Consider the following 14,810-nt stretch of genomic DNA (forward strand, 5'->3'; position numbering starts at 1 on the left):
GATGCCGGATTCCGAGCCTACTCACGACAATCCCCGCACCACGGCCAATCTGCCGGTTGTGGTGACGCCGGGCGAGGTGCTGCGCCCGAGCGCCGAAAGCTGGCTGCTGCGCGCCATCCGCACGCTGTTCGGCTGGAAGGCGGGGTCGGTGCGCGACGACCTCCAGGTCGTGCTCGACGCCTCGACGCCCGACGACACCGGCTTCTCCGCGGTCGAGCGCACCATGCTGCGCAACATCCTCGGCCTGCACGAGCGCCGCATCGCCGACGTCATGGTGCATCGCGCCGACATCGTCGCGGTGAAGCGCGACATCCCGCTCGGGGAATTGATGGACCGCTTCGAGAGCGCCGGCCATTCGCGCCTCGTCGTCTTCAACGAGACGCTCGACGATCCCGTCGGCATCGTCCACATCCGCGATTTGCTCGCCTTCATGACCGCGCGCGCCCGCGTGTCGGAAGCCACCAAGACCAAGCGCAAGAAGCCGCTGCCGGCCGGGCTCGATTTGCGCGCGGTCGATCTCGCGCTCCCGCTTCACGAGGCGCACATCATCCGCAAGCTACTCTACGTGCCGCCGTCGATGCGGGCGATCGACCTGCTCGCGCAGATGCAGGCCTCGCGCATCCATCTGGCGCTGGTGGTCGACGAATATGGCGGCAGCGACGGGCTGGTCTCGATCGAGGACATCGTCGAGCAGATCGTCGGCGAGATCGACGACGAGCACGATAGCGACGAGCCGCCCTCGATCGTGCGCCTGCCCGACAACGCCTTCATCGCCGACGCCCGCGCCAGCCTCGACGACGTCCGCTCTGTGATCGGCGAGGATTTCGTCACCGGCGAGGCCGGCGAGGAGGTGGAGACGCTGGGCGGCTATCTCGTCAGCTTCGTCGGGCGCCTGCCGGTGCGCGGCGAGGTGATCTCGGGCCCCGGCAATTACGAGGTCGAGGTGCTCGATGCCGATCCGCGCCGCGTCAAGCGGCTGCGCATCGCGACGCGGAAGGAGCGCCCAGCGCCCCGTACCCAGCGCGAGAGCCGGCGGCGTGAAGCCACGCCGGAGAGCGGACAAGCGCCGGCCAGCGACACGCCGACATCGCCGCCGCGCGACGGGGCTGCCTCGCAGTGAGCCCATCGCAGCGCCTTCGGCAAATTGCGCTCGCCATCATCCTCACCTGGGGATGGCAGCGCGCAGTCGTCGCCATGGCGGCCGGAGCGCTGTCGGTGCTGGCGCTGGCACCGTTCAACCTCTTTCCGGTGCTGTTCGTCACCTTCCCGGTGCTGATCTGGCTGATCGACGGCGCCGGGGCCGGCCGCTATGGCGGCGTGCCCGCCGCCGCCCTGACCGGCTATTGGTTCGGGCTCGGCTATTTCGTGCCCGGCCTCTACTGGATCGGCTACGCCTTCTTCGTCGAAGCCGACACATTCGCCTGGCTGACGCCGTTCGCGGTGCTGGGCCTGCCGGCCTATCTTTCGATCTTCACGGCGATCGGCTTTGCGCTGGCGCGCCTGCTCTGGAGCAAGAACGCCACGCGCGTGCTGGCGCTCGCAGCGAGCCTCACCATCAGCGAATGGCTGCGCGGCCATGCGCTGACCGGCTTTCCCTGGAACACGTTCGGCTATGCGCTGTCCGAGCCATTGCCGCTGGCGCAGACGGCCTCGCTGATCGGCCTGTGGGGCGTGACGTTCCTGACGATTGCGATCTTCGCGAGCCCGGCGACGCTGATCGACCGCACGCCGGATCGGCGCCTGCAATGGCGGGTGCCGGCCGCGGCCGTCGCGCTCCTGCTCGTCATGAGCATCTTTGGCGCAATCCGCCTGTCGCTGCATCCGACCACGATCGTATCCGGCGCCAAGCTGCGCCTGATGCAGCCCAACCTGCAGCAGGACGAGAAATTCAACTATGCCGCCAAGCCGGAGGTGATGAAGAAGTACCTTGCGCTGTCGGACCGCGCCTCCGGCCCGCAATCGACCGGCGTGCGCGATGCCACCATCCTGATCTGGCCGGAATCCGCCTTTCCGTTCTTCTTGACCCGCGAAGCCGACGCGATGGCGCAAATCGCCGATCTGTTACCGAAGGGCACGGTGCTGGTCACGGGATCGGTCCGCGCGCCCGATGTGCCGCGGGGCACACCGATCACGCGGGCCTACAACTCGATCTACGTGATCGACCACGACGGCAGCGTGCTCGCCGTCTACGACAAGCTGCATCTGGTACCGTTCGGAGAATTTCTTCCGTACCAGTCGTTGATGGAGAAGCTCGGTTTCGAGCAACTGACGCGTGTGCGCGGCGGCTTCATTCCAGGCACCGTGCGGCATGCGCTCCCCGTTGCCGGCGCGCCGCCCGCGTTGCCGCTGATCTGCTACGAGGCGATCTTTCCCGACGAAGTGGCTGCACGCAACGAACGTCCGGGCTGGATCGTGAACCTGACCAATGACGGCTGGTTCGGCATCTCGACCGGTCCCTACCAGCACCTGGAGCAGTCGCGGATGCGCGCGATCGAGCTCGGATTGCCGCTGGTCCGCTCGGCCAATACCGGCATCTCCGCAGTGATCGATCCGGTCGGCCGCACGGTCGCGAGCCTCGGTCTCGGCCTCGAAGGCATTTTGGACGCAAACCTGCCGGCCGCGATCCCACCGACCGTTTATGCACGGGTGGGTGATGTGCCCGCAATCATGCTCGTCGCGGTGGCCGTGCTGCTGGCGGTCCGCCGACGAATAGGCAAACGCCAGCCCTGATCGCACCGCCGCCGCAGCGGCCGGAATCCTTTGACAACCGTAGTCCCACGGTTGACAGACTGCACGCGGGCTCCCCATTCTGCACCGGCTGCGAAAGATGGCGGTGCATTGCTAAATTTCTCCGCAATGTTTCCCAATAACAGGGTTTGATTTTGACGGTGCTGCACCCGAGGCATGCTTGATCATTGCGCCGAAGGTGGTGTTTGGAGGGCTGAGGAAATGTCGAAAGCGCCCAACCCTGTTGACAAATATGTCGGCAGTCGCGTGCGCATGCGCCGCATCATGTTGGGCATGAGCCAGGAGAAGCTCGGTGAAGCTTTGGGCCTGACTTTCCAGCAGATTCAGAAGTACGAGAAGGGCACCAACCGGGTCGGCGCAAGCCGCATCCAGCAGATCGCGGAGATTCTGCAGGTGCCGGTGTCCTTCCTGTTCGAGGGCGGCCCGAGCGGCGTGCCGGGTCCGGATGGCTTCAGCGAAGGCGCCTCGCCCTCTTACGTCTCGGACTTTCTCGCCACCTCCGAAGGGCTCGCTTTGACCAAGGCGTTCACGCGAATCACTGATTCGAAGATGCGCCGCTCGATCGTCGATCTCGTCGAGCAGATTGCGGCCCGCGAAGGTCCGGACAAGCGTTGAAGCTCATGTCCCCCGCGATTTGAGACTGCATCAAATCTGGCCTATGTCGTCATTTACGACCGCGCTTTGATGCGCGTCCGCTTCGATGATGCGATTCAAAGGCACAGATGCGTCCATGACCGGCTCCAATTGGTTCGATTCACAAACTATTCTCGATGGCATCCGCCGCTGGGTGGAGATCGAGACGCCGACGGAAGCACCTGAACAGGTCAACAAGCTGGTCTCCGTGGTCGCGGAGCAATACGGCGACCTGCCCGTCACGCTCGAGCGCATCGCCGGCACGGACGGCTGCGGCGATCATCTCGTGGCGCGCACGAATTGGGGGCAGGATCAGCCGGGCATCCTGGTGCTGAGCCATCTCGATACCGTCCATCCCATCGGCTTCATCGAGCGCCTGCCGTTCAAGGTCGAAGGCGACGTCGCGTTCGGTCCGGGCATCTACGACATGAAAGGCGGCGCCTACATCGCCCACCACGCCTTCCGCGCGCTTTGCGCGACGGGCGATCGCTCGCCGCTCGGCATCACGCATCTGTTCACCTCCGACGAGGAGATCGGCAGCCCGACCTCGCGCGCGCTGATCGAGCAGGAAGGGCGCAACGCCAAATACGTGCTGGTGACCGAGCCGGCGCGCGACGGCGGCAAGATCGTCACCGGGCGCAAGGGCGTCGGACGCTTCCGGGTATTCATCAAGGGCGTGCCCGCGCATGCCGGCTCGCGGCCCGAAGACGGCCGCAGCGCCGTCCGCGAACTCGGCAACGTCATCCTGGCGCTGGAAGGAATGAACGATGTTGCGCGCGGCGTGACCGTCAATGTCGGCGTGGTGCGCGGCGGCACGCGCCCCAACGTCACGCCCGAGGAGGCCTATGCGGAAGTCGATCTGCGCGTCGTGAGCCTCAAGGACGCGGACGAGTTCGTCGGCAAGATTCTCTCTTTGACCTCGAAGACCGAGGGCGTCACCGTCACGGTCACCGGCGAGCTCAACCGGCCGCCTTACGAGAAGAGCAATGCAGGCGCCTCGCTGTACGAGCATGCCAGGACGCTCGCCGGCGAGATCGGCTTCGAGCTGATCGACACCCACACCGGCGGCGGCTCGGACGGCAATTTCACCGCTCCCTTCACCGCAACGCTCGACGGGCTCGGCGTCGACGGCAAGGGTGCACACACCCATTATGAGCAGCTCTATGTCTCCTCGCTGGCCCCACGCGCGCGGCTGCTCCATCGGCTTTATCAGACGCTGCGATGAGCGAACGTAAATCAAGCCCCGACCGCGACGACAGCGAGCGCGCCTTCTTCGGGCGCCGCAAGGGCCACAAGCTGAGGCAACACCAGGCCGGCTTGATCGAGCAGCTGCTGCCGCATCTTGCCCTCGATATCGACGGTGAGGCGCCGGCGGACGCCTGCGACATCTTCGATCCCGCAGCCGACGACGTCAGGCTCGAGATCGGCTTCGGCGGCGGCGAGCATCTCGCGGCCGAGGCACAGAACTTCCCCACCACCGGCTTCATCGGCTGTGAGCCCTATGTCAACGGCATGGCCAAGATCCTCGCGCAGATCGAGGCGGCCAACATCGGCAACATCCGCCTGTTCGCGGGCGATGCCGCCGAGCTCTTGGCTTGGCTTCCCAAGGAGTCGCTGTCGCGGATCGACCTGATCCATCCCGATCCCTGGCCGAAGCGGCGACACTGGAAGCGGCGCTTCGTCCAGGACCGCACCATTGCCGCGATGGCGCGCGTGCTCAAGCGAGGCGGCGAATTCCGCTTCGTCTGCGACATCGACGATTACTGCGCCTGGACACTGTCGCATCTTGCGCGCTCGCAGGACTTCGTCTGGCTGGCCGAACGCGCCGACGATTTCCGGCTTCCATGGCCGGGCTACACCATGACGCGCTACGGCCGAAAGGCCGCGCGCGAGGGACGCAAGGCGGCTTATCTGCGGTTCAGGCGGGTGGGTTAGCCGTCATTGCGAGGAGCGAAGCGACAAATTGCAAGGCAATTTGCGCTGGCGACGAAGCAATCCAGAGCGTTTTCGCGGAACGAGTTCTGGATTGCTTCGCTTCGCTCGCAATGACGGAGTGGGACGCTAGATCGTCTGCCGGTTGCGCCAGAAATTCACGACGCGTTCGGCGGTGGCCGGCATCAGGCGCGTGAAGTTGATGCGGGCGGCCTCGATATCGGCATCGGCCGGCGTGCGGTTCGGCCCGTACCAAAGCAGGATGAGCGCGCGCACCGTGGGCCAACCGAGGTTCAGCACGCGGCCGAGGATCAGAAGCGGATCGTAGCGGTCGCCCGCAATCAGGCCATCGAGCACCGAGAGCCGAATGCCTGAAAGCGCCGACAGCGCGGCGATCGACTCCTCGTATTTGTGCGCCTTGGCGAAGCCGAGCAGCGCGCTCTCGCCGAGATGGCCCTCGCGCCGCAGGGTCAGCACGGTGTGATGTGCCGCGGAGTAGTCGCGGCGCGGACCCGGCGGCAATGCGGCCTCCTCGATCGCCGCCATCGCGCGCTTGATCTCGGCCTGGCGTGCGGGATTGACCACGGTGGAGAGGCGACGGCGGATGACGTCGAGCGTCCCGTCGAGCAGCTGCTTCAGGTGCTCGCCGGAAAGGTCGTTGCGCTGGCCGATCTTCAGCGTCAGCACGCCGTCCTGCGCCGCGCGCTTGATCATCTCGGAATAGCTGCCCGGTGAGAACACCGCACCGGCATTGGCGGCGGCACGGCGCACCACGTCGCGATCGCCGCGCTCGACCAGCACGTCGGTGACGGCGGGAGACAAAGCTGGACGCTCAGTCATCGCCAGAAGATGACCCTGGCCCTTCAAGCGCGCGATCTCGACCAGCGCCGCCTCCTCGAGCACGGGCGAGCGGCGCAGCACCGGGCCGGCCACCATGATCTCGTTCTCGCGCGCGAGCTGATTGACGAGGTGCGGCGGCGCGTTGTTCAGGCGCGAGAAGCGCTCGGACAGATCGACGCGCGATGCCAGCTCGGCATGGGGCACGAGATCGATCAGGAGATTGTCAAACAGATCGATCAGCTCGGGGCGGAGCTTGTCCGCATCCCGAAAGAACAATTGGGAGATGGCACGCGCGATCTCGCCGCGGCGGCGCGGATCGCCGCGCTTGACGATATCGTCCAGTCCAGGAATGAGCGACGTGGCAACGGTCATGAAAACGCAACTCGAACGGGGCACGCCGCGGGTGCGCCCTAGGTCCAAGCCGCCCCACAATCGGGAAATCTAGGCCTGCTTGATGAAGGAAGCGTTGCAGGGCCCGCAGACGGGCGCAAAAAGGCCCCGTTCCCGCTGCAATGGGCCTTGTCCGGAGAAGCGGAAAGGGCTATATCAGCGCCAATTCATCTTCTCATACGATCCGCGTAGTGAGAGTGGGCCCGCAAGGACCCGCTCTTTTTTATTACCTGAACGCGGCTCGGCGGGAGATGCGCCCGACGTGTGGTCGGGAAAGTTCCGAAGCGGGCTTTGAAATCGTAACCAAGCCTTAACCCAAGCCTTAACCAACGAGCGCTCTGACCCTGGACATGACCGAACCGAACCCTGGTTCCACGGATGCCGAATTGCTGGCCGAGCCGCGGCTCGTGGTCGAGCCCGGCGTCGCGGCACGGGTGTCCGCGGTGGCAGCTCCCGTGCTGCAGGGCATGGGCTACCGCCTGGTCCGGATCCGCATTTCCGGCGAGGCCGGCTGCACCGTGCAGATCATGGCCGAGCGGCCGGACGGCTCGATGCAGATCGAGGATTGCGAGGCGATCTCGCGGGCCCTGTCGCCCGTGCTCGACGTCGCCGATCCCATCGACCGCGCCTATCGGCTCGAGATCTCCTCGCCGGGAATCGACCGCCCGCTGGTGCGCCGCTCCGATTTCGAGCGCTATTCCGGGCACCTGGTGAAGATCGAGATGGCGGTCGCGCATGAGGGGCGGAAGCGCTTCCGCGGCACGCTCGGCGCGGTCGAGGGCGACCGCGTGCATCTGCATCGCGACGATGCCAAGGCTGGCGACGATGCCGACGTTCTCCTGACCATGGAGGATATCGGCGAGGCCCGGCTGGTGCTGACCGACGAGCTGATCGCCGAATCCATGCGCCGCGGCAAGGCCGAGGAGCGCAAGATGCGCAGGGATCTCGGACTGGAGCCGCCGGCTGCACCGCACGCGGAGATCAGTGCGAAGATCACCAAGAACACCAAGCCGAAGAAGAAGCCGGCCCCGACCAACACGAAGAAACATCGCCTTGCCGCCGAACGCGCGCGGCGCGGCGAGATCGAGCCTGACCAAGGAGACTAGCCATGGCAGTCAGCGCCAACCGACTCGAATTGCTTCAGATCGCCGACGCCGTCGCACGCGAAAAGTCGATCGACCGCGGCATCGTCATCGCGGCGATGGAGGACGCCATCGCCAAGGCGGCGCGCGCACGTTACGGCAGCGAGACTGACGTTCACGCCGAGATCGACCCGAAGAAGGGCGAGCTGCGGCTGTCGCGCCACATGCTGGTGGTCGACAAGGTCGAGAATCACTCCAACCAGATCTCGCTGGTGGACGCGCAGCGCGCCAATCCCGGCGCCCAGGTCGGCGACACCATCGCCGACACCCTGCCGCCGCTGGAATATGGCCGCATCGCCGCGCAATCGGCCAAGCAGGTCATCGTGCAGAAGGTGCGCGAGGCCGAGCGCGACCGGCAGTACCAGGAATTCAAGGACCGCATCGGCGACATCGTCAATGGCGTCGTCAAGCGCGTCGAATATGGCAGCGTGATCGTCGATCTCGGCCGCGGCGAAGCCATCATCCGCCGCGACGAGATGCTGCCGCGCGAGGTGTTCCGCAACGGCGACCGCGTTCGCGCCTACATCTTCGACGTCCGCCGCGAGACGAGAGGCCCGCAGATCTTCCTCTCCCGCACCCATCCGCAGTTCATGGCGAAGCTGTTCGCGCAGGAAGTGCCGGAGATCTATGACGGCATCGTCGAGATCAAGGCGGTGGCCCGCGATCCGGGCTCGCGTGCGAAAATCGGCGTGATTTCCCGCGATTCCTCGGTCGATCCGGTCGGCGCCTGCGTCGGCATGCGCGGCTCGCGCGTGCAGGCCGTGGTCAACGAGCTGCAGGGCGAGAAGATCGACATCATTCCATGGTCGCCCGACATCGCGACCTTCGTGGTCAACGCGCTGGCGCCGGCGGAAGTCTCCAAGGTCGTGATCGACGAGGACCGCGAGCGCATCGAGGTCGTGGTGCCCGACACCAACAACCAGCTCTCGCTCGCGATCGGCCGCCGCGGCCAGAACGTGCGCCTGGCCTCGCAGCTCACCGGCTGGGATATCGACATCCTGACCGAGCAGGAGGAATCGGAGCGCCGCCAGGCCGACTTCGAGAACTCGACCCGCGTCTTCATGGAATCGCTCAACGTCGACGAAGTGGTCGGCCAGCTGCTGGCGTCCGAGGGCTTCACCTCGGTCGAGGAGCTCGCGATGGTGGACGTCAAGGAGCTCGCCGGCATCGAGGGCTTCGACGAGGAGACCGCGCAGGAGCTGCAGAATCGCGCCCGCGAATATCTGGAGCAGCAGGAAGCCGAGCTCGAGGCGAGGCGCAAGGAGCTCGGCGTCGAGGACGCGCTCAAGGACGTGCCCGGCGTGACCTCGAAGATGCTGGTGAAGTTCGGCGAGAACGACATCAAGAGCGTCGAGGACCTCGCCGGCTGCGCCACCGACGATCTGGTCGGCTGGACCGAGCGCAAGGAAGGCAGCGAGCCGACCAAGCACGCCGGCGCGCTCGACGGCATCGACATCTCCCGTGACGACGCCGAAGCGATGATCATGCAGGCCCGCGTCAAGGCCGGCTGGATCACCGAAGCCGATCTCGCCAAGCCCACCGAGGAGGCCGAGGCGACCGAAGATCAACCGGCTTAAGGGCAAAGGAGAATGTCGCCCGGATGCTTGCAGATTCCGACCTCGAACTTGACCATGGCCCGCGGACCGAAAGGTCCGCGACCATGCGCATGTGCGCGGTCAGCCGCGAGGTCCGGCCGATCGACGAGCTGATCCGCTTCGTTGCATCGCCTGACGGACAAATAGTTCCCGATCTCAAGCGCAAGCTGCCCGGACGCGGGATGTGGCTCACCGCCTCCCGCAAGACGGTTGCGGAAGCGGTGCGGCGTCACCAATTTAGCAAGGCCTTCAAGCGCGAGCTGCGCATCCCTCAGACGCTTCCCACCGACATCGAGGCGCTCCTGGTCCGGAGCGTGACCGAAGCCCTTGGGATCGCCGCCAAGGCGGGTCAGGTCGTGGCCGGCTTCGGCAAGGTCGAGAGCGCCCTCCGGGAAGGAACGGTCGAGGTCCTGATCCATGCCAGCGACGGGGCCGCGGACGGAATCCGCAAATTGGACATGCTGGCGCGTCAGAATGCCGGGAATCGCGGTGCTAAGGCGCAGATTCCCGTCGTCACCGCTCTGAAATCGGTAGAATTGGATTTGGCACTGACCCGGTCAAATGTGATACATGCTGCCCTGCTCGCGGGCCCGGCGAGCAAGTCATTCCTGTCACGTAGCCAGATCCTGGTCCGATACCGGATGGCGGACGACGACAAGACTGCCGAAAAACCCGGCCAGGATTTCTGAGAGACAACGACGACCCGATTGGATGGTGCGGCAACGCACAACACTGATAAATCAGGATTAGGACTGCTGAATGGTTGATACCAAGACCCCTGGCGACAAGAAGCTGAGCGTTCCGAGCAAGACGCTATCGCTCAAGCCGCGCGTCGAAACGGGCACCGTGCGCCAGAGCTTCAGCCATGGCCGCAGCAAGCAGGTCGTGGTCGAGAAGCGCGGCAAGCGCCGCATTGGCGATGGACCCGAGCCGCACGCGCCCGAGGTGACGGCAAAGCCGGCGCCGGCCGCACCCGCCGCGCCGCCGCGTCCGGCTCCGCCCCCGCCGCGCAACGCCGGTTCCGGCGTGGTGCTTCGCACCCTCACCGAGGATGAGCGTTCGGCCCGTGCCAGCGCGCTCGCCGACGCCAAGCTGCGCGAGGTCGAGGAACGCCGCCAGGCCGAGGAAGAGGCCCAGCGCCGCGCCGCCCGTGAGGCTGCCGAGCGCGCCGAGCGCGAAGCCGCCGAATCCCGCCGCAAGGCCGAGGAAGAGCGCCACCGTCACGAGGACGAAGCCAAGCGGAAGGCCGAGACCGAGGCCAAGAAGCGTTTTGGCGAAGGCGAGCAGCCGTCCGCACCGCGTCCCGCCGCCGCGGCACCGGCCGCCTCCGCACCGCGCCCCGGTGCGCCTGCGTCCCGGCCTGGGACCACCACCACAGCACGTCCGGGAACCACGACGGCGCGCCCTGCAACCACGACCGCGCAGCGTCCGGGTGGACCGGCTGGCCGCGGCCCCGCCGTTGCGGCCGAAGCTGACGACGACGAGGCGCCGCGCCAGATCCGCCGCGGTCCCGGCGGCGCCGCGCGTCCCGTGGTAGCCCCCAAGCCCACCCACAAGCCCGGCCCGCAGAAGGAGCGCGGCCGCCTGACCGTCGTCACCGCGCTCAATGCCGATGAGGTGCGCGAGCGCTCGATCGCCTCGTTCCGCCGCCGCACCCAGCGCCTGAAGGGCCACGCCTCGAACGAGCCCAAGGAAAAGCTCATCCGTGAAGTGGTCATTCCGGAAGCGATCACCATCCAGGAACTCGCCAACCGCATGTCCGAGCGCGCGGTCGACGTCATCCGCATGCTGATGAAGCAGGGCGCGATGCACAAGATCACCGACGTGATCGACGCCGACACCGCGCAGCTGATTGCCGAAGAGCTCGGCCACACCGTCAAGCGCGTTGCCGCCTCCGACGTTGAAGAAGGTCTGTTCGACGCGACCGACGATTCGACCGACACCGAGACCCGTTCGCCCGTGGTGACCGTCATGGGTCACGTCGACCACGGCAAGACCTCGCTGCTCGACGCGCTCCGTCACGCCAACGTGGTCTCCGGCGAAGCCGGCGGCATCACCCAGCACATCGGCGCCTATCAGGTGACATCGCCTGAAACCGGCAAGAAGATCACCTTCATCGACACGCCCGGCCACGCAGCGTTCACCGCGATGCGCGCCCGCGGCGCCAAGGTCACCGACATCGTCGTGCTGGTGGTCGCGGCCGACGACGGCGTGATGCCGCAGACAGTCGAAGCCATTAACCACGCCAAGGCGGCAGGCGTGCCGATCATCGTTGCCATCAACAAGATCGACAAGCCCGATGCCAAGCCCGAGCGCGTGCGCACCGAGCTGCTCCAGCACGAGGTGCAGGTGGAATCTTTCGGCGGCGAAGTCGTCGACGTCGAGGTGTCCGCCAAGAACAAGACCAATCTCGACAAGCTGCTCGAGATGATCGCGCTGCAGGCTGAAATCCTCGACCTGAAGACCAATTCGGAGCGTCCCGCCGAAGGCACCGTGATCGAGGCCAAGCTCGATCGCGGCCGCGGTCCGGTCGCGACCGTGCTGGTGCAGCGCGGCACGCTTCGCGTCGGCGACATCATCGTCGCCGGTGCCGAAATGGGCCGCGTCCGCGCGCTGATCTCCGATCAGGGCGAGACCGTGCAGGAGGCCGGCCCCTCGGTGCCAGTCGAGGTGCTCGGCTTCAACGGCCCGCCCGAGGCCGGCGATCGTCTCGCGGTGGTCGAGAACGAAGCCCGCGCCCGCCAGGTCACCAGCTACCGCGCGCACCAGAAGCGCGAGAACGCGGCAGCCTCGATCTCCGGCATGCGCGGCTCGCTCGAGCAGATGATGTCGCAATTGAAGACGGCGGGCCGCAAGGAATTCCCGCTGATCGTCAAGGCCGACGTGCAGGGCTCGCTGGAAGCCATCCTCGGCTCGCTGGAGAAGCTCGGCACCGACGAGGTCGCCGCCCGCATCCTGCATGCCGGCGTCGGCGGCATCTCGGAATCCGACGTGACGCTGGCCGAAGGCTTCAACGCCGCGATCATCGGCTTCTCGGTTCGCGCCAACAAGGAGGCCGCTGCGGCCGCCAAGCGCAACGGCATCGAGATCCGCTACTACAACATCATCTACGACCTCGTGGACGACGTGAAGAAGGCGATGAGCGGTCTGCTCGCGCCGACCTTGCGCGAAACCATGCTGGGCAATGCCGAGATCCTGGAGATCTTCAACATCTCCAAGGTCGGCAAGGTAGCCGGCTGCCGCGTCACCGACGGCACCGTGGAACGCGGCGCCAATGTGCGCCTCATCCGCGACAACGTCGTCGTGCACGAAGGCAAGCTGTCGACGCTGAAGCGCTTCAAGGACGAAGTGAAGGAAGTCCAATCCGGCCAGGAATGCGGCATGGCCTTCGAGAACTATCACGACATGCGTGCCGGTGACGTGATCGAGTGTTATCGCGTGGAGACGATCCAGCGCTCCCTGTAAGTCCAAATCTTACCGAAGCGTTCGGATCTTTTTGAACTGAGATTGCGGGAGTGCGATGGCCGGTTTTTTCCGGCCATCCACCCCCTCTTCGTTTCAACAGGACAAATGACAATGCCCGTGTCCCAGATGCGGGCATGACGAGGTGATTTTCGAAAAAATGCCACGGCATCATCAGAAGAAGAGTTCCGCGCCCGGCGGCTCGCAGCGTCAGCTGCGCGTCGGCGAGCAGGTTCGCCACGCGATGGCCGATATTCTGGCGCAAGGCAATGTGCATGATGCCGACCTCGAAGGTCACATCATCACCGTGCCGGAGGTGCGGATGTCGCCCGACCTGAAGCTCGCGACGGTCTACGTGATGCCGCTCGGTGGCCGCGACACCGAGATCGTCATCGCTGCGCTCGAGCGCAACAAGAAGTTCTTGCGCGGCGAGGTCGCGCGGCGCGTTAACCTGAAATTTGCACCTGACATTCGCTTCCGCGTCGACGAACGATTCGACGAAGCGGAACGGATCGAGAAGCTTTTGCGAACGCCTGCGGTGCAGAAGGATTTGGAACAGGATCCGCATTCGGATCGGGAAGAAGAGCAATGACCATGGACCCCGCTCACGGCACGATCGGCGGCAACGACACCGATCAGCGCGACGCGCAGACCAACGATTTCGCGGAGATGGGCGGCAATTCGCAGCCGCATCAGGAGCCGCGCCGCGTCAACAACGATCCGCGCGCCAAGCAGCAGAAGGGCAACCAGGTCCGCCGCGACCGCCGCGACGTCCATGGCTGGGTCGTGCTCGACAAGCCGATCGGCATGACCTCGACGCAGGCGGTCGCCGTGCTCAAGCGCCTGTTCAACGCCAAGCGCGCCGGACACGCCGGCACGCTCGATCCGCTCGCCTCGGGGGGCTTGCCGATCGCGCTCGGGGAAGCCACCAAGACCGTCCCCTTCGTGATGGACGGCCGCAAGCGCTACCGCTTCACGGTCTGCTGGGGCGAGGAGCGCGATACCGACGACATCGAGGGCCGGGTGACCGCGACCTCGGACCAGCGCCCGAGCCGGGAGGCCATCCTGGCCCTGCTGCCCCGCTTCACCGGGGTGATCGAGCAGATCCCGCCGCGCTATTCGGCGATCAAGATCCAGGGCGAGCGCGCCTATGACCTCGCCCGCGACGGCGAGATCGTGGAACTGGCGCCCCGCCCGGTCGAGATTCACCATTTAACCCTTGTCGATCAACCAGATAACGACCGGGCCGTGTTCGAGGCCGAGTGCGGCAAGGGCACCTATGTGCGGGCGCTCGCCCGCGATATGGGCCGGATTCTCGGCACTTACGGCCATATCTGCGCGCTGAGGCGGACCCTGGTCGGCCCATTTGGCGAAAACGACATGATTCCGCTGGATCAGTTGGAGGCTTTGTGCGATAGAGCCGCGTCCGGCGAGGGCAGCCTCGCCGACGCGCTTTTGCCCGTTGAGACCGCGCTGGACGACATCCCGGCACTGGCCGTCACTCGGGCTGATGCGGCAAGGCTCCATCGGGGCCAGGCCGTTTTGTTGCGCGGACGGGATGCGCCCACTTGTAGCGGCACAGTCTATGTCACGGTGGCAGGCCGTCTTTTGGCGCTTGCCGAAGTTGGCAATGGCGAAATCATCCCCAAGCGTGTGTTCAACCTGACCGGCCTGACTGCCAGCCCCGGTCGCAACGAGAGAAATTGACGATGTCGATTGCCGCAGAACGCAAAGCGGAAGTCATCAAGACGAATGCCACCAAGGCCGGCGACACCGGCTCGCCCGAGGTTCAGGTCGCGATCCTGTCGGAACGCATCAACAACCTCACCAACCATTTCAAGACCCACGTGAAGGACAACCATTCGCGTCGCGGCCTCTTGAAGCTGGTCTCGACCCGCCGCTCGCTCCTCGACTATCTCAAGAAGAAGGACGAGGCGCGGTACAAGGCGCTGCTCGAGAAGCACAATATTCGTCGTTAAGAGTTCCTGCGCGCGCCACCGGCGCGCGTTTTCGCGCGTGGTTTCGAACGAAAGCGCTTGTTTTAAGCTTTTTGATCGAGGTTGCGCGC

At 65.7% G+C, this 14,810-nt stretch carries 13 protein-coding genes; 12 read left to right on the forward strand and 1 reads right to left on the reverse strand.

All coding sequences use genetic code 11. From position 1 onward, the window contains the following. Position 1: 1 nt before the first annotated feature. From I6F16_RS24085 to trmB, 5 genes are all read left to right on the forward strand, one after another. Positions 2-1,120 carry a hemolysin family protein gene (locus I6F16_RS24085; RefSeq protein WP_225113784.1) on the forward strand — a complete coding sequence of 373 codons (1,119 nt, stop codon included), beginning with the start codon at positions 2-4 and terminating at the stop codon, positions 1,118-1,120. After that, the gene (lnt, locus tag I6F16_RS24090; protein WP_225113785.1) at positions 1,117-2,730 is read left to right on the forward strand and encodes an apolipoprotein N-acyltransferase; all 1,614 of its coding nucleotides are present in this window, start codon (positions 1,117-1,119) and stop codon (positions 2,728-2,730) included. The genes I6F16_RS24085 and lnt overlap by 4 nt, the downstream gene beginning before the upstream one ends. A gap of 219 nt (positions 2,731-2,949) precedes the next feature. Continuing rightward, positions 2,950-3,363 (forward strand): helix-turn-helix transcriptional regulator, encoded by a 414-nt coding sequence (locus I6F16_RS24095; RefSeq protein ID WP_018319423.1) that lies wholly within the window; start codon positions 2,950-2,952, stop codon positions 3,361-3,363. An 85-nt stretch (positions 3,364-3,448) separates the two neighbouring features. Further along, the gene (locus I6F16_RS24100) at positions 3,449-4,606 is read left to right on the forward strand and encodes a M20 family metallopeptidase (RefSeq protein ID WP_225174048.1); all 1,158 of its coding nucleotides are present in this window, start codon (positions 3,449-3,451) and stop codon (positions 4,604-4,606) included. Next, a complete protein-coding gene (trmB, locus tag I6F16_RS24105; protein WP_225174049.1) occupies positions 4,603-5,316 on the forward strand; it encodes a tRNA (guanosine(46)-N7)-methyltransferase TrmB in 714 nt (237 codons plus the stop codon). The genes I6F16_RS24100 and trmB overlap by 4 nt, the downstream gene beginning before the upstream one ends. Positions 5,317-5,442: 126 nt before the next feature. Here the strand turns inward: trmB and I6F16_RS24110 are convergent, their stop codons facing one another. Next, a complete protein-coding gene (locus I6F16_RS24110) occupies positions 5,443-6,525 on the reverse strand; it encodes a DUF2336 domain-containing protein (RefSeq protein WP_225174050.1) in 1,083 nt (360 codons plus the stop codon). Positions 6,526-6,893: 368 nt separating this feature from the next. Between I6F16_RS24110 and rimP the strand changes: the two genes are divergently transcribed. From rimP to rpsO, 7 genes are all read left to right on the forward strand, one after another. Further along, the gene (rimP, locus tag I6F16_RS24115) at positions 6,894-7,649 is read left to right on the forward strand and encodes a ribosome maturation factor RimP (RefSeq protein ID WP_124162444.1); all 756 of its coding nucleotides are present in this window, start codon (positions 6,894-6,896) and stop codon (positions 7,647-7,649) included. Positions 7,650-7,651: 2 nt separating this feature from the next. Continuing rightward, positions 7,652-9,262, forward strand: coding sequence for a transcription termination factor NusA (nusA, locus tag I6F16_RS24120; RefSeq protein ID WP_036024506.1), 1,611 nt, complete (start codon positions 7,652-7,654; stop codon positions 9,260-9,262). 23 nt (positions 9,263-9,285) lie between these two features. Continuing rightward, the gene (locus tag I6F16_RS24125; protein WP_025032907.1) at positions 9,286-9,969 is read left to right on the forward strand and encodes an RNA-binding protein; all 684 of its coding nucleotides are present in this window, start codon (positions 9,286-9,288) and stop codon (positions 9,967-9,969) included. 70 nt (positions 9,970-10,039) lie between these two features. Next, positions 10,040-12,745, forward strand: a complete 2,706-nt coding sequence (infB, locus tag I6F16_RS24130) for a translation initiation factor IF-2 (RefSeq protein ID WP_225128072.1) — start codon at positions 10,040-10,042, stop codon at positions 12,743-12,745. A gap of 157 nt (positions 12,746-12,902) precedes the next feature. Beyond that, the gene (gene rbfA / locus I6F16_RS24135) at positions 12,903-13,334 is read left to right on the forward strand and encodes a 30S ribosome-binding factor RbfA (RefSeq protein ID WP_036008998.1); all 432 of its coding nucleotides are present in this window, start codon (positions 12,903-12,905) and stop codon (positions 13,332-13,334) included. Beyond that, entirely contained in the window at positions 13,331-14,449 is a 1,119-nt protein-coding gene (truB, locus tag I6F16_RS24140) for a tRNA pseudouridine(55) synthase TruB (RefSeq protein ID WP_225174051.1), read from the forward strand. The genes rbfA and truB overlap by 4 nt, the downstream gene beginning before the upstream one ends. Before the next feature lie 2 nt (positions 14,450-14,451). After that, positions 14,452-14,721: a 30S ribosomal protein S15 gene (gene rpsO, locus I6F16_RS24145; protein WP_008540131.1), complete on the forward strand. Its 270-nt coding sequence runs from the start codon at positions 14,452-14,454 to the stop codon at positions 14,719-14,721. The last annotated feature ends 89 nt before the right edge of the window (positions 14,722-14,810 follow it).

The organism is Bradyrhizobium sp. IC4060 (genome assembly GCF_020193715.1).
GTDB lineage: Bacteria > Pseudomonadota > Alphaproteobacteria > Rhizobiales > Xanthobacteraceae > Bradyrhizobium > Bradyrhizobium yuanmingense.